Genomic DNA, 21,414 nt, shown 5'->3' on the forward strand with positions numbered 1-21,414 from the left:
GTCTCCCGGAAGGACACGGTCCCCATGCGCCACGTTCCACGCATGGTAAGCCCATTCCTGAAGGAAATAGGGATAGCCCTTCGTGATCCGTACGACTTCGTCCACGGCTGCCTGTGTGAAGTCCACGCCTTCCCGCGCAGCAGGCGTCTGCAACGCTTCCGCGCATTCGGCGGGGGAAAGGGGGCCAAGCACCGGAAATTCGAACAGGCGCTCGGCATAGGATTTTGTCTGGCCAATCATCGGCACCAGATGCGGCAGTCCCGCGCCCACCAGAACCACCGGCAGCCCTTCGCGCATCACCCGATGCATCGCCATGATCAGGGCGGCGATGTCCTGCTCCGGCAGGTTCTGGATTTCGTCGATGAACAGTGCCACGCCTGTTCCGCGTGACTGCGCGGCAGCCCCCAACGCGGAGATCATGTCCGGCAGATCGGTGGTCAGATCACCCGTATCGGCTGTGCCGCGTTCCGGCTCCACGTCCAGCCCGATGCTGAACCCGTAATGCGAGTGAATACGGAGGCCGCCAGCAAAGCTTTTGAGAACCCGGAGGCCTCGCTTTACCTGTTCCGTCACGGCGCCGATGCGATCCAGTTCCAGCATCATCCGGCGCAGATGCGGCGCCAGCGTTGCTCCAAGCCGCTTCTCTTCTTCCGCCTCGACAAAACACGTCAGATAACGCGCACCCTGAGCGATCTGCTCCACACGCGCAAGCACAACGGTCTTGCCTACGCCCCGCAATCCGGTCGCAATGAAGCTGCGCGCGCTTTTTCCGATAAGCGCGCGTCGCAACACGATCTCGGCCTGCGTGAAAAGCGCCTCCCGACCGGCCAGCTCCGGCGGAGACGCGCCCGCTCCCGGCACGTAAGGATTGTGAACAGGATCCATCCGTTAAGGCTCAGGCAGCCTTCTGATGCGAATCAATCAGCGCCACGAACCGTTCGAACAGATAGAAACTGTCCGACGGACCCGGGCTTGCTTCCGGATGATACTGCACCGAAAACGCCGGCAGCGTCGTGGAGGCAATGCCCTCGTTCGACTTGTCGAACAGGCTGATATGCGTGACTTTCACATCGTTAGGCAGCGTTTTCTCATCGACCGCGAAACCGTGGTTCTGGCTGGTGATCTCCACCTTGCCGGTCTCAATATCCTTCACGGGCTGGTTCGCGCCACGATGGCCTTGGGCCAGCTTGTAGGTCTTCGCGCCCAACGCCTGCGCCAGAAGCTGGTGCCCGAGACAGATGCCGAACACGGGAATGCCCGCATCCAGAACGCCACGGATGGCCGGGACGGCATAAGGCGCCGTCGCTGCCGGATCACCCGGACCATTGGACAGGAAAACGCCTTCAGGTTTCAGCGCGAGAATCTCTTCAGCCGAGGTCGTCGCCGGAACGACCGTCACGTCGCAGCCCGCTGATGTCAGGCAACGCAGAATGTTCCGTTTTGCGCCGTAATCAACCGCCACGACCTTACGACGCTTTTCCGGTAGCGGCTTGGAACCTGACGGCCACTGCCAGACGCCTTCCGACCATGCGTAAGGCTTCTCGCACGTCACCGTTTTTGCAAGGTCCATGCCTTCCAGACCCGGCCATGCAACAGCCTGTGCTTTGGCTGCGTCCAGATCAATCTTGCCATCTTTTACAGCCACCAGAACCGCCGTCTGTGGCCCGCCATCGCGGATGCGTAGCGTCAGAGCGCGGGTATCCACGCCACAGATACCCGGCACATTCCGTTCTTTCAGCCACGCATCAAGGCTTTCCGTCGCGCGCCAGTTCGCTGGCTCCGTCAGGTCCTGCTTTACCACAAGGCCACGCGCCGCGACTTTCAACGCCTCGTTGTCCTCGTCATTCGTGCCGACATTGCCGATATGCGGGAAGGTGAAGGTGATGATCTGCCCCGCAAAGGACGGGTCCGTCAGGGTCTCCTGGTACCCCGTCATGCCTGTCGAAAAGCAGATTTCGCCAATCGCTTCGCCCGACGGTTCGGCACCGAAACCGATGCCCCAAAGCACCGTGCCATCCGCAAGAACAAGAGCCGCCGTGGCTCCCTCCGGAACGTCAGTGGCTGAGCTGGCGCGCTGTTCGGACATGGTCTGGTTCCGGTTCTGGGAATCTGAAAGGGAAGGGGAGGCGCCTTCAGGCTGCAACTCATCAAGCGATATGCCAGCCGCACGGGCTACGACAGGCCAGTGCTTCGGCGGAATCGCCCGCGCCTGACGCCACTTCCGCACTGCTTCAGTGCCGACGCCGGTCAAAGCGGCGATCTTTTCCGGACCGCCGACGCGCTCAATAATGGTCTCAACCGATAGAGGCATGGATTCCTCCCCCTTGTCAGGGGAGGTTTGTAGCAGTCCGCCGCATCGGTGGGAAGAAAATTCCCACAGAGAAAATCATATTGGAGTGGGAAAAATTTTCTTCCGGTAGAGAGGAGACGGCCCGCGTCACACGCTCTCGGCCACCCAGTTCTTCCGCTTGGTGCCCTTGCCAATCCCCGGATTGAGGCAGTTGCATGGATCAAGCTGACGGTAATGGTCCAGCATTTCCTGCGGCGCCTGATAGAGATGCCCAACATTATGCTCTGCCGGATATTTCGCGCCACGTGCATTCAGACCCGGAAGCATGGAGTGCTCGACCGCCATGGCGTCAAAGCCCTTCTTCACCACGTAGTCCTGATGCATGACATGGCACAGGAAATGTCCGTAGTAGAGTTTGACGATCAGCTTGTCCTCGATCTCCTGCGGCAACTTCTCGAACCAGTCGCGGTCGTTCCGGCGCAGCGCCACGTCCAGCGCCACAATATCTTCGGCTTCCTTATGATGCACCGCGCGATATCGTATGGCCGCGCCCGCAGCCGCGAAGCGGTGCAGGAACGCGAGCTTGCCTTCCTCCGGTGAACATTCGAAGAAATCACCGGACGCTTTGCCAAAAAATTCACGAAGGTAAACCAGCATCGGGCCAGCAAGATCTTCCGAGACCTTCAGCATCAGGTGATGCTCAAAACGATCACGGTAGGCGAGCATGCGAGGAGGAAGCTGGCGCGGCAGGAGTTTGCTCACGGCCTGCATGATGCGATCGCTCAAGTGATCTGGCAGGAAGCCCAGTTTTTTGGCGAAAATGTCGAAACGTGCCTTGAGAGCGAACATTTTCGGCAGGAACTTCGTGCCGAAATAACGGATCACGGCAAACGTGTCCTTGCCGTAAACCTCGGCAATGTTGAACGCATCGCGGTGGATGTATTCGCCGGAAATCGGAAGTGTATCGAATGCCGTCAGCACATGGCGGCGCAAATCTTCCAGAACGCCGGTGTCATTGGTGCCAATGTAGAAGACGCTCGTATTCTTCTCGACGGGGAATGTATCCAGACGCACGCCGAACACGACCAGCTTGCCCGCGCAGCCTGCCGCCTCGTGCCACCGGGCCGGATCAGCATTGAAGCGGGCAGGCGTGTCGGCGTCGATCTCGCGGACATGGTTGATATAGTTGTAGTCGTGTCCGCGGCCTGCCTTCCAGTCGATATCGGCATCCGAAAACGTGCCGTTTTCCAACTTTGTCAGGATTGCTTCAGGATCGTTGCCGAGCTGGATGCCGAGATGGTTGACCAGCTGCAGCTTGCCGTCCTCACCGACCTGACCGAAAACCGCCATTTCGGTGTAGGCGGGGCCGCGCTGCACCAGCGCACCGCCCGAGTTGTTGCTCACGCCGCCCAGCACTGACGCGCCAATACAGGAGGAGCCGATGACGGAATGTGGTTCGCGCCCGATTGCCGCCAGCCGGTCTTCCAGCTCATACAGCGTCGCGCCCGGCAGGCAGACGACCTGTTTTCCGTCACCGATCAGGTGAATCTTGTCCAGTCGCAAGGTGCTGATCAGCACGATGTCCCGGTCATAGTTATTGCCATCAGGTGTGGAGCCACCCGTAAGTCCCGTGTTCGCTGCCTGCATGATGATGATCTTGTCGGCTGCGACACAGGCCTGCGCCACGCGCCACAGTTCGATCAACGATCCCGGCTGCACCACGGCCAGCACCTTGCCCGATCCGAACCGGAAGCCATGTGTAAAGCGGTAGGTTGATTCCTCTCCCGTATATACGTGCATATGCCCGACAATCTTCTGGAGATCGGACACAAGAGACTGACTGGCAGGGATGCTCATGAAATAAGGCTTTCTGTTTTTATGGCTTGTCTGTTGCAATCCATTCTACACGAAGATCCAGAGGCAAAGGAGAGGAACAAACCCCTGAATGCATATCTGTTCGGTATGGCAGATGCGCGAGACAACTTTCTTGCAGACCATCGTCTGATGAATGGGGGAATGGTAAATATGGATTTAAAATCAGCATAATCACTTCGTCACGATGATGGAAAACTTTGCTGTCAGGGTAAAGAACCAGCGCGATTAAGCCGTCGCATTCTTTTGACAATCTGTCCCATTGCCCGAACTGGAACAGTCAAATGCTTTTCTGTGTGATACCAAAGGACTGAACGAGCGACAGCCGGGAGCATAAGACCAATAGTGGACATGAAATTTCTCGATGCCGCTGAGGCTGTCAGGGACAATCTGCCCGGTTTTGACTGGCGGAGACTTTCGCCCGAAGAGTGGAGTATGCGCAGGCCTCCGCGCTTTTTGCTTGGGCCAGTGCCTGAAACATTCGCCGATTTCTTTTTCGGAGACAGTTGTGCGCCGTCCTGCGGGATTTATACCATCCAGGATGTTTCTTTTTCCGGAGATCGGCTGCTTCAGAAAGATGGTGTCTCCATAATGGTGCCACTGAATGGCATTCATGAAGCTTCCATCCGGGAAGTAATCGATCACGTTTCGCCGGTTCAGGAACGTATCATTGACGAGAGCGTCGTTCTTTTATGTGGCCCTGCCTTCAACATGTATGGTCACTGGCTGGTCGATTTCCTGCCGCGTCTGGGTCTTCTGGCTGCGGCGGGTATGGCGATCGACCAGCAGAAATATCTCCTGCCACAACAATTGCCTGCTTTTGCCCATACATGGCTCGAACTGCTCGGTATTCCAGCGGAGAATATTCTCACCTATGACATTGAACGGGATCGCTGTTTTCTGAAGGAAGCGATCATTCCCAGTAATCTGCGCGGACATATGCGGATCAATACATTAGCGCGAGATATTTACGCGATGTTTACGCGCCGTGTCGTTGGCAATCGGCCGCCCAGGCGAACGGACGTGCTTTACGTTTCGCGGAGCAACTGGGGTAATGACTCGCGTTCCATGACCAATGGCGTGGAAATAGAAGAACGCATGAAAGCGGCCGGTTGTCGTGTCGTTTATCCGGAAACGCTCTCCATCCCGGAGCAGGTGGAACTGTTCTACGATGCGCGGGCGCTGATCGGGGAATATGGGTCAGGTCTGCATGCCTCCGTTTTCGCTCCCGCAAAAACGCCGGTCATTGCTTTTCACGCCGCGGAGATTCACCCTGCCTTCTTACAATCCGGCCTTTGCGAAGCATGTGGGCAGGACTGCGCCTATATCTTTGGTGCGTTGACCGGCGAGCAGCCGCATGCGTTTCATGTCGCTCGTGAAAATCTTGATCGACTGGAACGTTTCCTGCCGTCGCTTTTGCAGGAAAATTCATAAATCATAAAAGAATATCCGTCATCGGAAGTGATATGACATCCCGCCAGCCTCCCGTCGCTCGCTGTGTTACCATGCAGAAAAACGAGCAGACTTTACTTGAACCGTGGATACTTTATCACGCCAGTCTGTTTGGCTTCGAAGCACTGACTGTAATCGACAATGGCTCGGACCGCCCTGCTGTTCTCAAAACGCTGCAACGCTACGAACGGCGCGGGGTCACTGTCATTCGGGATTATCCCACTCCAGCCGATTTTGGCCGCAAGGGTGAGATCGTCGCGCGCGTTATCCAGGCATGGGACAGGGAAGGCGGATATGATTTCGCCATTCCTCTCGACTGTGACGAGTTTCTTGTGTCTTTAACGAGCAGACTTGCATGGGATCGCGCAAGCGTCCTCGGCTCTCTCGCTCTCATGCAGGGGCATGCAGCGACTTTCATAAATGATAGACTGCTTCTTAATGTTCCCCATCGCCCGGGTTATTTTCGCCCCCAGATCGTCAACCGGAGCCTTTTTGCCGCTGGAACTATTGTCGGTCTCGACCGTGGTTTCCATGAGCCCCAGACCATTTATCCCGAGCGTCGGCTGCGGGCGCCATTAGCCTGCCTGCATCTTCATAATCGCCCGTCTTACGCTGATATTCAGGCGGCCGCGCGGCAGAAGCTTTATCACCTCATCGGGGATGCTGATCCTGCCGCTGTCGCGCCGACCGAAGAGAGCGGGCATCTCTATTTTTATTTCAATGTTCCGGAATCTGACTTTGTCGAACAATATAGAATTCATCCGGATATTTATGTTCCCGGTCTTCTCCATTATTTTGAACAGCGTGGCATAGACTGGAAACCATTGTTCGGGGCCGGAGGCATACAGCCGGATATCCATTCATCAAACGGCTATTTCGCTCATAGGACCGAAGACAATGAAAAGAGGCATATTTTCCAGCTTTTCGATGTTGCGTTTTATGCTGAACGCAATCCGGATGTAACCCGAGATCCTCATTTTGGCCGCTGGCCGCTTGTGCACTTCATGGAGGCTGGCTGGAGGGAAGGGCGGGAAAGCGATCCGGTGGGAGAAGAAATAGTGGTCGCAGAATAATCGATACTTTGAATTCTTGGGATCGTCGGAGAATACCGGGTCATGGTTGTGATTCAGGTGTCGGAGTATTAAGAGCGTCGGATATGAGCACCGATACACCAGTCTGCCCGCAATGTTCTCTGGAAGAGACACATCGTGAGGGAACACATTACGTCTGCGATGTTTGCGGCTATGAATGGCCCGCGGACGTTGCGGATGATGCGCCCACTGAGGAAGTGGTGCGTGATGCCAATGGCGCGATACTTGCTGACGGCGACACGGTTGTTGTCGTCAAGGATCTCAAGGTGAAGGGGTCTTCAACGACTCTGAAAGTCGGCACCAAGATCAAGAATATCCGCTTACGGGGCGGCGATCATGCCGTTGAAGCGGGAAAGTTCATGCTCAAAGCTGAATTTCTCAAGAAAGCATAATTAAAAAAGGGCGCCCCGTCGGAGCGCCCTTTTTCATTACCCCTCGATCTGTCCGAAATCGGCGATCAGTCGCGTCATCCGCACCAGTTCAGAAAGCAGCTTCAGTCGATTGCCGCGCACCAGCGGATCGGCATCATTCACTGTCACCTTGTCGAAGAAGGTGTCCAGCGCAGGCCGCAGACTGGCTGCCTCGCGCATCGCATCCTCAAAACGCTCTTCCGCAAATGCGGCTTCCACCTTTGGAATAACCGCGCCAAGAGCGTTGGCGAGCGCAATTTCTTCCGGCTGACGATACAGCGAGGCATCCGGCGTCCCTTCATGAGGGCCGTCCTTCTTGTCCTCAATGCGCAGAATGTTCGCTGCGCGTTTGGTCGCCGCAAGCAGGTTCTTGCCATCTTCCGTCGCCAGCATGGAGGCCAGCGCATCCGTGCGGGCCAACAGCCGGACGATGTCGCTGTCCGTATTGCCAACCGAGACTGCGGCCAGAATGTCGTGGCGCGCGCCTTCGCTGCGTAACTGCACACGCAGACGCTCGGCAATGAATGCAGGCAGCAGATCCAGATCCGGAGCATTCTGCAGGGCCGGAGGCAGCGCTTCGGACGCCTTGACGAACAGCGCCACGAGATCGAGCCGCAGTCCATTCGCGCGGATCATGGCGATGATGCCGAGAGCCGCGCGTCGCAATCCATAAGGATCGCCCGAACCACTCGGCTTGGCGCCCACCGCGAAGAAGCCCGTCAGCATGTCGAAACGGTCCGCCAAAGCCAGCGCGATGGAGACAGGCGCTGTCGGTGCCCGGTCCGCTGGGCCTCGCGGCATGTACTGCTCCGCAATCGCGGTGCAGACTTCTGGCGCTTCCTGGTCATGACGTGCGTAGTAGCCGCCCATCACGCCTTGCAGTTCGGGGAATTCGCCCACCATGCCGGTCGAAAGATCGGATTTGCTCAGAAGCGCCGCACGGCCTGCCAGTTTCGGATTGGCTCCCACCATCGGGGCGATGATTTCCGCCAGACGCACGAGCCGCTTCACGCGCTCGCCTTGGCTGCCAAGATCGGCATGGAACGTCACGCGATCCAGTCCGGGGACACGCGATTCCAGCGTCTGCTTGCGATCGAGATCCCAGAAATGACGCGCATCCGAGAAACGGGCGCGCAGCACGCGTTCATTGCCTGCAATGACCTGTATGCCGCCGTCTGTTGGCTCGATATTCGCCACGAAGGCAAAGCGGGGTGCGGCAGACCCGTCGCTGTGGCGCAGGGCGAAGTAGCGCTGGTTTACACGCATGGAGACCTGCATCACTTCTGCGGGCAGTTCCATGAACGTCTCGTCGATCCGCCCGAGCAGCGGCACCGGCCATTCGACCAGCCCGGCGACTTCATCCACCAGCCCCGCATCTGGAACGACGTTCAGGCCTTCCTGCGACGCTAGCGTGTTGATGCCCTTGGTGATTGTCGTGCGCCGTTCGGCCGCAGCAACCATCACCCGTCGCTCACGCAGCCCGTCACGCCAGTTTTCGAAATTCGAGACGGCGAAAGGTTGGGAGCGGGTCGCACCAGCCGGGAAGAAACGATGTCCTTCTGTCAGGTTGCCGCTGGCAAGTCCGTGGCCGGTGTCCGTGTCCGTTGCCAGCGAGAAAGGAACGACCGTTCCATCCAGCAGGCACAGAATGCGGCGGAGGGGACGCACCCATGTAAAGCTGCTTCCCGTGCCCCAGCGCATCGATTTCGGCCACGGGAACTGACGCAGCAGTTCCGGCAGGGCTTCGGCCAGATACACTTCGGCGGAAACGGCGGGTGTCTGACGATTGAGAACCCAGAAGCCATTTTCGGCCACCAGATCTTCCTTGACAGCTCCATGCTTGCGCAGGAACCCGGCCAGCGCCTGTTCCGGCGCGCTCTCACGAGGGCCGCGCTCGGATACGGTCTTTGCTGCGACTTCGCTGTTGAGACCGCAGGTCAGCGCGATCCGGCGTGGGCCGGTAAAAGTCTGCACATCGCGCGGTTCCAGCGCGGCCAGAGCTTTCTGAAGCAGGCGTGCGAGGTCTTCGCCCGCCGTTTCCTGCATGCGGGCCGGGATTTCCTCGGAAAACAGTTCGAGAAGAAGTTCCGCCATGGCTCAGCCCTCCACCTTTTTCTTAGCGGCTTCTTCAGCCAGCCATGTTTCGCAGCAGAGTTTCGCCAGCGTGCGGACGCGGCCGATATAGGAAGCACGCTCGCTCACGCTGATGACGCCGCGCGCATCGAGCAGATTGAACAGATGGCTGGCCTTCAGGCACTGGTCATAGGCAGGCTGCGCCACACCCGCTTCCGCCAGCGCCACGGACTCCTTCTCGGCATCGATGAAGTGGCGGTGGAGCATCTCCGTGTTCGCCAGCTCGAAATTGTGCCGCGAGTAATCACGCTCGGCCCGCAGGAACACGTCGCCATATTTCAGACCGGCGTCGTTGAAGGCGAGGTCATAGACGTTCTCGACGCCCTGCACATACATGGCGAGGCGTTCAAGCCCGTAGGTCAGTTCCGTGGACGGCACCGACACCGGAATGCCGCCGACCTGCTGGAAGTAGGTGAACTGCGTCACCTCCATGCCGTCACACCAGACTTCCCAGCCGAGACCCCATGCGCCGATGGTCGGATTTTCCCAGTCATCCTCGACAAAACGGATGTCGTGCAGGTCCGGATCGATCCCGATGGCGCGATAGCTCTCCAGAAGAAGCTGCTGGCTCTCTTCCGGCGTCGGCTTCAGCAGCACCTGATACTGGTAGTAATGCTGGAGACGGTTGGGGTTCTCGCCGTAACGACCATCCGAAGGACGGCGGGAAGGCTGCACATAGGCGGCCTTCCAAGGCGTGTCGCCCAGCGCCCGCAATGTCGTATGCGGCGAGAGCGTGCCTGCGCCAACCTCGATGTCATAAGGTTGCAGGATCGCGCAGCCCTGCGCCGACCAGAAACGATGAAGGGTCAGGATCAGGTCCTGAAACGACAGGGGTTTGCCCGTGGGGCGAGGGGACGCCGGGTCCATGAGACGTAACAAGCTCCGCTAACAAATAAGCGCCGCACCATACAGTGCCGACCGTCAGACGGAAAGGAAGGAGCCAGCGAAACGTGACGTGTCTGCTTCAACATGGTGAAGGGATGCGCCCCATTGCACTTTCCCGCGCCGCTTTCTTGCCTCCTGTTTCAACCCGGCGCATCAAGGGGACAAGAACAACAGACAAAAGGCAGCAGCCCGATGAAGCGCTTCTTCAACACCCGCGAAACCGTCGTCACGGAATCTCTCGACGGGCTGTTGCGCTCATCCGCCGGACAGCACCTCTGTCGCCTTGATGGATATCCGGAGATCAAGGTTATCCTGCGCAAAGATCGTAACCCGGCGCATGTGGCGGTCATTTCTGGTGGCGGGGCAGGGCACGAGCCTGCTCACGCCGGGTTCGTGGGCGCAGGCATGCTCGACGCCGCAGTCTGTGGCTCTGTGTTTGCTTCACCGGGCGTGGACGCCATTCTGGCCGCCATCCTTGCCGTGACGAGGGAGGCGGGATGCCTTCTTGTCATCAAGAGCTACACAGGGGATCGGCTGAATTTCACGCTGGCTGCCGAACAGGCGCGCGACATGGGCCTGAAGGTCGGGACCGTCATTGTCGGTGATGACATAGCGCTCCCCGACAGCCGCTTCCCCCGAGGTCTGGCAGGCACGACGCTGGTGCAGAAGGTCGCGGGGCACGCCGCCGCACAGGGTGACACACTTGCAACCGTCGCCAGAAAAGCACGGGAAGCGGCGAATGGCGTCGCCTCGATCGGTCTCTCGCTCAGTGATTGCAACGCATATGATCCCGAGCACGCCACCCGCCTGAATGCGCAGCAGGCCGAACTCGGCCTTGGCATTCACGGAGAACCGGGCGCGCAGCAGATTCCTGTCGCAAGGGCCGATGCCCTCATGGCGCGGGCTGCCGAGGTGCTTCTGGAGGCTCTGCCTGACGCAAACGCCCGTTATGCGCTTTTGCTGAATGTACTGGGAAACGTGCCGCCCATTGAGGCGACGCTTTTGCTGGAAGCCTTTTCCAAGACCGCACTGGCGGAAAAAGTCGATCTGATTATCGGTCCGGCTCCCGTGATGACGGCGTTGAACATGAACGGGTTCTCACTCACCGCCATGGCCCTGACAGAAGATGTGCGTGCCGCCCTTATGGCTCACGTCGAGCCAGCGGCATGGCCGGGCGCTGTTGCTTTCGCGCCGCCTGCCATTCGACCGATGCCGGAGATGCCAGCCACATTTCGCTTTGAGCCAAGCGCAAATCCTCCGCTGGAAGCCCTGTTTCGCATCGGCGCGCAGACCCTCATCGATAACGCTGACAGCCTCAATGCGCTGGATGCAAAGATTGGCGATGGGGATGCAGGCTCCACCTTTGCCGAGGCGGCGCGGGAGATTCTGCGCGTGCTCGACCGGCTTCCGCTTGCCAATCCGCATCAGCTCTTTGGAACACTCGCCCGTGTTCTCACCCGTAACACCGGCGGTTCCAGCGGTGCGCTGCTTTCCATTCTGTTCTCGACGGCTGGTCGCAGTCAGAAAGACTGGCCGACGGCGCTGCGCGAGGGACTGGAGGCCATGCAGAAAACCGGTGGTGCTAAACCCGGAGACCGCACGATGATCGATGCGATCCATCCGGCTCTTGTTGTGCTGGAGGAGGGGAAGTCGCTGAAAGAAGTTGCTCAGGCAGCGCGCGCAGGTGCGGATGCCACCAAAAGCATGAAAAAAGCACTTGCCGGGCGCGCTTCGTATGTTCCGGACGCGCTCCTTGCTGAAATTCCCGACCCCGGTGCGGAAGCCATTGCCCGTCTTCTGGAGAGTATGGTGGCGGCCTAAGGGTGTTGTCTTAAAGGGAATTCAGGAGGGTGCTGGGTCGAGAGCCGGTGGCGCGGAATGGTGGTAAAGCGCACGCTTGCGTGATCGGCGTTGGGGTGCTTTTGTCGCCAGATCATTTTTCACCACCTGTCTCGTATTGGAGATTTTGGTATTGAAATCCGCTGTTATCCTGTTTGTGCGTAACGAGGCTGACGACATTGCCTGGTGGATCGCATGGCATCTTTCCATCGGTTTCACGACGGTTGTTGTCTATGATGACTATTCAGTGGATGGCACATGGGAAATCGTCACGGCCGCCGCCAGATCATTCGATGTACGTCCTCGTCGTGCCGTGCAGAGCGAGTATTTCAATCACCGACAGGCCAAGACCTACATGGCGGCCATTGACGAATTCCGGGAGGAGTTTGACTGGCTGCTGTGTCTGGATGGCGATGAATATCTGAACATCCGGAATGGGGAGAGCGTTTCATGTTTCCTCTCTCGTTACCCCGATGATGTGGGAGCCATTGCGCTTAACTGGAAATGTTTTGGCAGCAACAGGCATGTCGAAAAACCGCCCAGCCCCAATGTGTTCGAGAACTACACGGAACATTCGCAGCCGGATTTCGAACTTAACTACTGCGTGAAGTCCTTCTTCCGTCCGAAGCGGACCGAGACGCGGTATATCAACCCTCATCGTTTTGCTGTCGAAGGACGCTACATCACGCCAAACGGGCAGGAAGTGGTCTGGCAGGATGTGCATGTCGAGCGCACTGTCGCGGCCCCCGACTGGTCGGTAGCGACGGTCAATCATTACATCATCCGTAGCGCGGAACATTTTGTCGAGAAATCACGCCGCCGCAGCGATATCCGTCGCATGCGCTGCGGGATCGGCCTGTTCACGACCTACGACCTCAACGAAAACCACGAAGCCATGCCCACCGCGCGTATCGACGCGATGGCGCCATTTCTGCACAGAATTCAGCTTCAGACCGGGCGCGAACTGCTTTCGCGCATAACAGGAGACAATGCCATGATTCCGCTGCCGTCCAGCAGTGCGTCGTCCGAACCTGTCGAGGTTGTGGAGCTGTCTCTCACCACGCATTTCGGCCTTCCACTGGCCGCCGATGCTGTGACCGGGCATCTTGTGCACGCAGATACGGATCGCAGCGATGGAACCTACGTGCCGGTAGTGCCTTTGGCGCTTTCCAGCATGCCGGATTACGTGTTTCTTACAGTGCCGTCCCGTTTCCTGCCCCTGACTGTTTTCGGGGACAGACGTATTTCGACGGTTCTCGCCTATCGCATCTTGCGTGGTGAGAATGACCAGATCGCGCTCAAGAATGTTCTCTCCAGCAAGATCATGGGCTTCATGCCGCCTGTTGGTGAAGAAGGCGCGCAGTGTGGAAGCGCCGAGTGCAATCGTGATGCGGCGAAGGAATGGGAATATCTTGATGGTGCCACATCACGTCGTGCTGTAACTGATCCGCTCCTGCTTTCGATCGCAATAGCCATCTCCCGTTATGCGGACATCACGGAGAATGACGTCGAACTCGATATGCCCCGTCTGGTCGATGCGCGATTGGCTGGCCTGACGACGCTGTCCGCGCAGGACATGCAGAAGGTCATGGTCATGAACGACATTCTGGGCCTGCCGTGGGTGCGCCGGGACCCGGAACTCTTCCTGTAAAGTCGGGCGTTCAACGCCCGCCTCTCAGGTGTTTTCGCTCAGTTGCAGATAAGACGCCATGACGCGCTTGGTGCCCGCCGCTTCAAACGCGACTTCCGCCGAACTGCGATCCGCGCCGATGACGATGCCGTAGCCGAATTTCTGGTGAAAAACCCGGGCGCCGACCTCGATTTTTGGTGTGCTGGCCACAAGGTCTTCGTGCAGGGACTTGCGACGGCGGGCGACGAGCGGTGACATCGAACTGCTCACATCGTCCGAGAACACGCTGGGACTGAAAAAGCCGGAATAGTCCTGCCTCTGCCTGCGTGTTACGACGTCACCATCACGTTTGACGTATTCGTCCGGCAGTTCTTCGAGAAAACGGCTGGGGATGGATTCCTGCCAGTTGGCATAGATGCGACGGTTGGCCGCGTGCAGGATGATGGCGCGATAGCGGGCGCGGGTAATCCCGACATAGGCGAGACGTCGTTCTTCCTCCAACCCTTTGCCGCCACCTTCATCCAGCGTTCGTTGTGACGGAAACACACCTTCTTCCCAGCCGGGCAGAAAGACTGTGTCGAATTCCAGTCCTTTCGCGCCATGCAGGGTCATGATGGAAACACGCTCGTTCTCGTCCGTGCCCTCATTTTCCATAACCAGCGCGACATGTTCGAGAAACTCGCCGAGCGTGCTGAAATCGGCAAGAGCGCGGATGAGTTCCTTGATGTTCTCCAGACGACCTGGGGCATCGGGTGATTTATCCTCGCGCCACATTTCCAGATAGCCGCTGTCTTCCAGCAGTCGCCCGACAGCGACAACGTGCCCTTCCTTTTCCAGAAGGGCGCGTTGCAGATCGAAGCAGTCGGTGAAGGCTGTCATTTTCTCCAGCGCTTTTCCCCGCAGGCCACCGGCCTTCAGCACGGATTCCAGTGCTGGATACAGTGCTCCCTGCTGCGCGCGCGCTGCGGCCCGCAGCTTCTGCAAGGCGACGGCACCCATGCCACGTTTCGGCGTGTTGACGATCCGTTCGAATGCGAGGTCGTCGGAGGGATTGATGAGCAGCCGCATATAGGCAATGGCGTCGCGAATTTCAGCGCGCTCATAGAAACGCAGACCGCCTACAATGCGGTAGGGGATACCTGTCTGCACAAGACGTTCTTCAAACGGTCGGGTCTGAAAACCGGCGCGCACGAGAATGGCGATTTCGCCGAATGGATGGCCTTTGACATGCAGGGATTCGATGCGCTCGCACACTTCGCGCGCCTCTGCATCGGAGTCCCACACGCCTATGATCTGGACCGGATCGCCCTGCGCATCCTCCCGGCCGGGCCGCAGTGTTTTGCCGAGGCGTTCCTCATTATGCGCGATCAGCCCTGCCGCAGCGCCGAGAATCTGGGCCGTGGAGCGGTAATTGCGTTCCAGCCGGACGATCTTCGCGCCGGGAAAGTCCTTCTCGAAGCGAAGAATGTTTTCCACTTCCGCGCCACGCCATGAATAAATCGACTGATCGTCATCGCCAACGCAGCAGATATTGGCAGACTCGCCTTCCCGTTTCGCCAGCAGACGCAGCCAGAGATACTGGATGGTGTTAGTGTCCTGATATTCGTCCACCAGAATATAGCGGAACATGCGCTGATACTGCGTCAGAACATCCGGTCGGGTGCGCAGGATTTCCACTATGTGCAGCATCAGATCGCCGAAGTCGCAGGCGTTCAGTTCGCGCAGGCGCGTCTGATAGGCGGCATAGATGGCGCGGGCATGGCCGTCTGCGTAATCGGTGTTTTCGGAGGGCGTGACGTTGTCCGGAGTCAGGCCCCGGTCTTTCCACCGCTGGATGATGCCGAGCAGGCCATTCAGCGGCCAACGCTTCACATCGATACGCCACGGTTCCACCACCTGCTTTATAAGGCGCAGCTGATCATCTGTATCGAGAATGAGAAAGCCACTCGTCAGGCCGACATATTCCGCATGACGGCGCAGCATGCGGGCACAGAGTGAGTGGAAAGTGCCAAGCCACAGGCCATCCGCCGGTTCACCAAGGATTTTGGTGATACGTTCGCGCATTTCGCGCGCGGCCTTGTTGGTGAAGGTGACGGTCAGCACCTGCCATGGCTTGGCCCTGTGTGACAGAAGAATGTGCGCGAAGCGGGTCGTAAGGACGCGCGTCTTGCCGGTACCGGCCCCCGCGAGAACCAGGAGCGGCCCCTCGGTCGTCTCAATGGCCGCGCGCTGCTCGGGGTTGAGCCGTTCAAGGTGGGAGAGTGTCGTCACGCGTCTATCTTCGCTTGTATCATTTTTGATGTGTTTCAGTAGAAACAGATTATGGATGGGTCATCACACAAATAGGGTAACATCAGGTAAGGCTGCTATGCGGGGAACGCCGTTCTGGAAGCGCTATCATATGATGGCGTGTCTGTCCCGCTCACCAAACCTTGCCCTTGTCTTGCCCAGACAATGCTTGACGCGGTGCGTTCTGGGTTTCACTTCTGACAGTTCATGATACCGGGGCAGGGACCAATGAGCGTTCGCGTTTTGATCGATCATCGAAAGACAGCTCAGGCAGCGCGTCACCCGGAGAAAGCGCATCGTCCTGACAATCCTATTGCGCGCAAGCCGGACTGGATCCGGGTCAAGGCGCCCAATCATCCTGTTTACCATGAGACGCGCAAACTGATGCGTGACAACAAGCTGGTAACGGTATGTGAGGAAGCGGCCTGCCCGAATATCGGTGAATGCTGGTCGCAGCGTCATGCGACGATGATGATCATGGGTGAGATATGCACCCGCGCCTGTTCCTTCTGCAATGTCACGACCGGTCTTCCACACGCGCTGGATGCTGACGAGCCGAATCGTGTGGCTGATGCTGTGGCACGCCTTGGCCTGCGACACGTTGTCATCACATCGGTTGACCGGGACGATCTCCCTGATGGCGGCGCACAGCATTTTGCTGAGGTGATCGCTGCCGTGCGGAAGGCGTCTCCTGAAACGACCATCGAGGTGCTGACGCCGGACTTCCTGCGTAAGCCGGGCGCTCTTGAAGTGGTCGTGAAAGCGCGTCCCGACGTGTTCAACCATAATATCGAGACGGTGCCGCGCCTCTATACGACCATTCGTCCCGGCGCACGCTACTATCAGTCCGTGCGTCTGCTGGATCGCGTGAAGCAGCTCGACCCTTCCATCTTCACCAAGTCTGGCCTCATGCTGGGACTGGGCGAGGAGAAAGCGGAACTTGCGCAGGTGATGGACGATTTCCGCGTGGCGGACATCGATTTCATCACGATGGGCCAATACCTCCAGCCTACCGTGAAGCACGCGGCTGTCGCCCGTTTCGTAACGCCTGAGGAATTTGCCGACTATGCCGCCATGGCGCGTGTCAAAGGTTTCCTGCAGGTCAGCGCCACCCCTCTGACTCGTTCCTCCTACCATGCCGATGCCGATTTCGCTGCTCTGCGCGCCGCGCGCGAGGCGCAGTTACGGGATCGTAGCGGCGCTCGCGACTCTCACGACAAGACAAAGATTTCCTGATGCCCACTCATTCCGAACGCCGGGTTCTGAATTACACACCCGAGCAGATTTTCGACCTTGTTGCGGATGTCGCCAATTACCCGAAGTTTTTGCCGTGGTGCACCAACGTGCGTGTGCTGTCCAAGACGGAAAGTGAACTGGTTGCCGATCTTACTGTCGGGTTCGGCCCGTTTCGCGAGACTTTCCGGTCCCGTGTGGCGCTGGATCGTCCCAATGCGATCCGCGTGACGTATGAAAAAGGACCGTTCAAATATCTGAACAACGTATGGACGTTCGCGCCGGACCCGCGCGGCTGTCTTGTTGATTTCTTCGTGGATTTCGAATTCCGGTCGCGTCTGCTGCAATCCGCGATCGGAATGGTGTTCAATGAGGCCGTAAGACTGATGGTTTCGGCCTTCATCCGTCGCGCCCGCGAGATTTATGGTGCCAGTCCCGATGGCACACGCATCGAAATGGGTCAGCCCGTTCCACGTTGAGCCATTTCTCCCGTTTTACGCTTATTCCGGCTGTGTGGCCGTCAGTTCAGGCTGATGATAACGGGCGTTGAGGGTTTCCTCGACGCGCTTCAGGCCTGACATGAGACGGTCGCGGATTTTGGCCAGACGGTTCTCGTCGACAATTTTCATGCCGGAGAGATCCTTCACATAAAACACGTCCACTGCACGAACACCGTAGGTGGTGATGTGCGCCGAGGATATTTGCAGACGCAGATCGCTGAGGGCGTTTGTCACGTCATGCAGCAGGCCGAGACGGTCGCGACCATTGATTTCGATAACGGTGTGCGAGTTCGACGCGCGGTTGTCGATCACCACGCGCGGCGGCACGTGAATGGCGCGTGTGCGGGAGAAAAACTGCCCCGACGTCGTCAACTTGGTGATCTCCGCCTCGACATTGATCTGTCCCGTCAGGGCCTTTTCTGTCAGCACGAACAGCTTCGTCAGTCGGTGCGGCTCGTCGAAGGCCTCGCCGCTGGCATCCTGAATCCAGAGCGTGTCGAGCGCCATGCCATTGCTCAGAGTGTGAATGCGCGCATCCACAATCGAGGCTCCGGCCAGAGCCACGGCGCCAGCAATATGGGCGAACAGGCCGGGATGGTCCTGTGTGTGGATGGTGACTTCAGTCACACCCCGGGCCGGGAGAGGCTGGGTTTCGATCACAAAAGGGGCGGAGCGTTGCTCGGCCTCACGGATCAGATGGGCATGGCGGACCAGAGTGTCCTGATCAAAGCACAGCCAGTAACCGGCATAGCCAAGATCAAGGAAGTGGTTGATTTCAGCCTGTGAAAAGCCTTCTTCGGCAAGGGTTTCGGCGATGATCGTCTTGCTGTGGGCGACACGCATGTCGCGTTCCGGCGTGGCGAGGCCGCCTTCCAGAACTTCGGCGACACGTGTGTAGAGTTCGCGCAGCAGCGTGGCTTTCCATGCGTTCCAGACGCGGGGGCTGACAGCCCGCATGTCCACGATCGTCAGCAGGAGCAGCAGGCGGAGTCGCTCCGGAGACTGCACAACGTCGGCCACATCCAGAATGGTCTTCGGATCATCAATGTCACGCTGGAAGGCGGTGTGGCTGAGGATCAGATGCTGGAGAACCAGCCATGAGACGGTTTCGGTTTCTTCGCTGGACAGGCCAAGGCGGGGACAGAGTTCCAGCGCGAGGTCAGAGCCAAGCTCCGAATGATCGCCCCCCCGGCCCTTGGCGATGTCATGCATCATCACCGCCATGTAGAGCGCCCGGCGGGACTGGATATCCCGCGCCAGTTCATAGGCTACGGGAATCTCGTCGGCCATTTTGCCGTTTTCGACACAGCGGAGAATGCGCAGCGCCTCGATCGTGTGCTCGTCGACGGTGAAGATATGGTAGGTGTCGAACTGCATCTGACCCACGATGCGGGACCAGTCGGGGATAAGAGCGCCCCACAGGCCCGTTTCGTTCAGAATGCGCAGCCAGTGCACATAATCGAGACGGTGATTCATCTCGATTTCATGCGGAAGGGTAGTGGGTTTTGCCTCGGCGCGGGCAGGGAGGCCGCGACGATTGGTGCGCGGGCTGCCTTCATCGCACAGAATCTTCAGGAAGATGTCGGCCGCACGCGGGTCAGACCGCAATGTGGCGGCGCGACGCTCCCAGCGGATAAGCTGCTGACGGGCCAGCGGATGGATCGGCAGATGCCGGTTCCGCGACCACTCGAGCAACTCGAACATCTTGATCGGTTCTTCCGCGAAGGACACGCCTTTGGCGGGAAGAATCTGGCCGTCGATCAGGGTGAAACCGGCTTCGCGTATCTGGTCGTCCGTTTTCGCCACATGCGCTGAAGGACCGAGCGCGACGCGCACGATGGTTGGCTCCAGAACATGCGTGAGGCGCATGACTTCCCGCACCGTGAGGAAGTAATGCCGCATGAAGCGCTCGACACCGTTCTGACGCCCATGACGGGTATATCCCATCCGACCGCCCAGCACAGGCTGCATGTCGAATGTCAGGCGGTCTTCGCCGCGACCGGCAACGTAATGGAGGTGGAAGCGGACGCTCCAGAGGAAGTCCCATGAGCGACGGGCACGGGCGGCTTCCTGTTCCGTGATGAAGCCAAGCCGAGTAAATTCCGGTGCCAGCAGATCCGAGACGTGGCGTGTGCCAAACACGTAGCGGCACATCCAGTAGAGGGTCTGCATGTCACGAAGACCGCCGCGACCTTCCTTAATATTCGGCTCGACCAGATAGGGGCTTTCGCCAAAGCGCCGGTGCCGTTCGGCCCTCTCAGCCCGTTTGTCTGAAATGAAGCGCGCCGAGCCAGCCTCGACACAGGCCACGATGAAACGCGCTTCGAACATGGCGAACAGGCTGAAGCTGCCGGTCAGCAGACGGGCGTCGAGAAGGGCCGTGCGCACCGTAGTGTCGGCTTCAGCCTGTGCGATGCAGTCACTGATGGATCGTGTCGCGTGCCCGACTTTCAGGCCAAGATCCCAGAGGAAATACAGGACATATTCCACAAGGGAGAGAGCCGTGTCGGATGGTTTCTCCGCTGTAAGGAAGAGCAGGTCGATGTCGCTGAATGGCGCCAGCAGCCGCTTTCCGTAACCACCCGTCGCGGCAATGCTCATCTCGCGAAGCACGCCTTCACCGCATCCCAGCGCTTCCGTGGCAAACTGAACGAGATTGCAGACCAGTTCGTCCGTAAAGGACGCGAGCAGCTTTCCAGCCTGAACACCACGCAGTTCACGCGATTCGAAGCGCTGACGCACGTCCATCTGGTAGCGACCAAGATGGCGGCGGAAGGTGGCGAGCGCCGCATCCCGATCAAGCGGCTCCCCATTCTTGCGCGGAGCGATCGAAAGAGAGGTTCTGAGGGAACTTCCCAGACGGCTGGGCGTCAACACCCCGTCTTCACAGGATTGCACTGTGACGGATTCTGACGCGCTGGAACCGGCGTGGGCGCTTTCGACATTGAGGCTGGCCATGAATTCGGGAACTGCTCGGACAGAAACTAAAGGGCGTTCATTGTCTTACAGAAAGACGCTTTGCTTCAAGCGCCAAATTTTTGAGTTCATAAAGCGTGTTGAGCGCATCGCGCGGTGAAAGCGTGTCCGGATCACTCGCCAGAAGTGTCTCAACCAAGTGCTCATACTCTGACGGATCAGGGGTGGAAGCAGGCTGCTCCTCCGGCTCTGAAGGCTGGGTGATTTCCTCGAAAAGCGGCAGCGGTGTGGCGGTCACCGCGTGTTCCCGCTCCAGTTCCTTCAACAGACGGGAGGCGCGTTCCACGACGGGGGCAGGCACGCCAGCGAGCTTCGCGACATGCACGCCCCAGCTGCGTTTCGCCGATCCGGACACAACTTCGTGCAGGAAAACGACCTGTCCCTTCCAGTCCCGCACCGCCATCGTATGAGGTGAAAGGCGGGGAAGGCTCTCGGAAAGTTGTGCCAGTTCGTGAAAATGTGTGGCGAAAATAGCACGGCATCTGAGGGTGGAGTGCATGGCTTCCAGCACGGCCCATGCGATCGAGAGACCGTCGAGTGTGGATGTGCCACGTCCAATCTCGTCGACCACGACCAGTGAACGGGGGCCTGCCTGATTGAGAATGGCGGCTGTCTCCGTCATTTCCACCATGAAGGTGGAGCGTCCACGCGCCAGATCGTCCGCCGCGCCGACGCGGGAGAAGAGCTTGTCCACCACGCCGATATGCGCCGATTTCGCGGGAACAGGCAGCCCGGCCTGAGCCAGCACCACTGCGAGCGCATTCTGGCGCAGAAAGGTGGATTTGCCCGCCATGTTGGGCCCGGTCAGCAGCAT

15 protein-coding genes are annotated in these 21,414 nt (G+C 58.7%); 7 read left to right on the plus strand and 8 right to left on the minus strand.

Annotated elements, in window-relative coordinates:
* From ABF824_RS10840 to dld, 3 genes are all read right to left on the minus strand, one after another.
* Positions 1 to 885 (minus strand): ATP-binding protein (locus tag ABF824_RS10840; protein ID WP_415488876.1); only part of this gene is annotated, 885 nt, incomplete at its 3' end.
* Between the two features lie 10 nt (positions 886 to 895).
* Complete coding sequence (gene carA / locus ABF824_RS10845) at positions 896 to 2,311, minus strand: glutamine-hydrolyzing carbamoyl-phosphate synthase small subunit (protein WP_415488878.1); 1,416 nt, start codon at positions 2,309 to 2,311, stop codon at positions 896 to 898.
* Positions 2,312 to 2,437: 126 nt separating this feature from the next.
* The gene (gene dld, locus ABF824_RS10850) at positions 2,438 to 4,147 is read right to left on the minus strand and encodes a D-lactate dehydrogenase (RefSeq protein WP_415488880.1); all 1,710 of its coding nucleotides are present in this window, start codon (positions 4,145 to 4,147) and stop codon (positions 2,438 to 2,440) included.
* 366 nt (positions 4,148 to 4,513) lie between these two features.
* Between dld and ABF824_RS10855 the strand changes: the two genes are divergently transcribed.
* From ABF824_RS10855 to ABF824_RS10865, 3 genes are all read left to right on the plus strand, one after another.
* Complete coding sequence (locus ABF824_RS10855) at positions 4,514 to 5,596, plus strand: glycosyltransferase family 61 protein (RefSeq protein ID WP_415488882.1); 1,083 nt, start codon at positions 4,514 to 4,516, stop codon at positions 5,594 to 5,596.
* A gap of 32 nt (positions 5,597 to 5,628) precedes the next feature.
* Positions 5,629 to 6,687 (plus strand): glycosyltransferase family 2 protein, encoded by a 1,059-nt coding sequence (locus ABF824_RS10860; RefSeq protein ID WP_415488884.1) that lies wholly within the window; start codon positions 5,629 to 5,631, stop codon positions 6,685 to 6,687.
* A gap of 83 nt (positions 6,688 to 6,770) precedes the next feature.
* Positions 6,771 to 7,097 carry a zinc ribbon domain-containing protein YjdM gene (locus ABF824_RS10865; protein WP_415488886.1) on the plus strand — a complete coding sequence of 109 codons (327 nt, stop codon included), beginning with the start codon at positions 6,771 to 6,773 and terminating at the stop codon, positions 7,095 to 7,097.
* Positions 7,098 to 7,133: 36 nt separating this feature from the next.
* Here the strand turns inward: ABF824_RS10865 and glyS are convergent, their stop codons facing one another.
* Together glyS and ABF824_RS10875 are read right to left on the minus strand one after the other, a co-directional pair.
* Complete coding sequence (glyS, locus tag ABF824_RS10870; protein WP_415488888.1) at positions 7,134 to 9,209, minus strand: glycine--tRNA ligase subunit beta; 2,076 nt, start codon at positions 9,207 to 9,209, stop codon at positions 7,134 to 7,136.
* Positions 9,210 to 9,212: 3 nt separating this feature from the next.
* Positions 9,213 to 10,115, minus strand: coding sequence for a glycine--tRNA ligase subunit alpha (locus ABF824_RS10875; protein ID WP_415488890.1), 903 nt, complete (start codon positions 10,113 to 10,115; stop codon positions 9,213 to 9,215).
* A 210-nt stretch (positions 10,116 to 10,325) separates the two neighbouring features.
* Here ABF824_RS10875 and ABF824_RS10880 point away from each other — a divergent pair, with 210 nt between their 5' ends.
* Positions 10,326 to 11,954: a dihydroxyacetone kinase subunit DhaK gene (locus ABF824_RS10880; protein ID WP_415488892.1), complete on the plus strand. Its 1,629-nt coding sequence runs from the start codon at positions 10,326 to 10,328 to the stop codon at positions 11,952 to 11,954.
* A gap of 151 nt (positions 11,955 to 12,105) precedes the next feature.
* A complete protein-coding gene (locus ABF824_RS10885) occupies positions 12,106 to 13,623 on the plus strand; it encodes a glycosyltransferase family 2 protein (protein WP_415488894.1) in 1,518 nt (505 codons plus the stop codon).
* Between the two features lie 24 nt (positions 13,624 to 13,647).
* On the opposite strand, the gene ABF824_RS10890 is transcribed toward ABF824_RS10885, so the two are convergent.
* The gene (locus ABF824_RS10890) at positions 13,648 to 15,873 is read right to left on the minus strand and encodes an ATP-dependent helicase (RefSeq protein ID WP_415488896.1); all 2,226 of its coding nucleotides are present in this window, start codon (positions 15,871 to 15,873) and stop codon (positions 13,648 to 13,650) included.
* 246 nt (positions 15,874 to 16,119) lie between these two features.
* On the opposite strand from ABF824_RS10890, the gene lipA reads away from it, so the two are divergent.
* Together lipA and ABF824_RS10900 are read left to right on the plus strand one after the other, a co-directional pair.
* On the plus strand, positions 16,120 to 17,127 hold the full coding sequence (gene lipA / locus ABF824_RS10895; protein ID WP_415488898.1) for a lipoyl synthase: 1,008 nt from the start codon (positions 16,120 to 16,122) through the stop codon (positions 17,125 to 17,127).
* Positions 17,127 to 17,603, plus strand: a complete 477-nt coding sequence (locus ABF824_RS10900) for a type II toxin-antitoxin system RatA family toxin (RefSeq protein WP_415488900.1) — start codon at positions 17,127 to 17,129, stop codon at positions 17,601 to 17,603. The genes lipA and ABF824_RS10900 overlap by 1 nt, the downstream gene beginning before the upstream one ends.
* Before the next feature lie 21 nt (positions 17,604 to 17,624).
* Here the strand turns inward: ABF824_RS10900 and ABF824_RS10905 are convergent, their stop codons facing one another.
* Together ABF824_RS10905 and ABF824_RS10910 are read right to left on the minus strand one after the other, a co-directional pair.
* Complete coding sequence (locus tag ABF824_RS10905; protein WP_415488902.1) at positions 17,625 to 20,582, minus strand: [protein-PII] uridylyltransferase; 2,958 nt, start codon at positions 20,580 to 20,582, stop codon at positions 17,625 to 17,627.
* A gap of 37 nt (positions 20,583 to 20,619) precedes the next feature.
* Positions 20,620 to 21,414, minus strand: a 795-nt coding sequence (locus ABF824_RS10910) for a MutS-related protein (RefSeq protein WP_415488904.1), incomplete at its 5' end; no start/stop codon positions are given.

It is taken from the genome of Acetobacter sp., assembly GCF_047721705.1.
GTDB lineage: Bacteria > Pseudomonadota > Alphaproteobacteria > Acetobacterales > Acetobacteraceae > Acetobacter.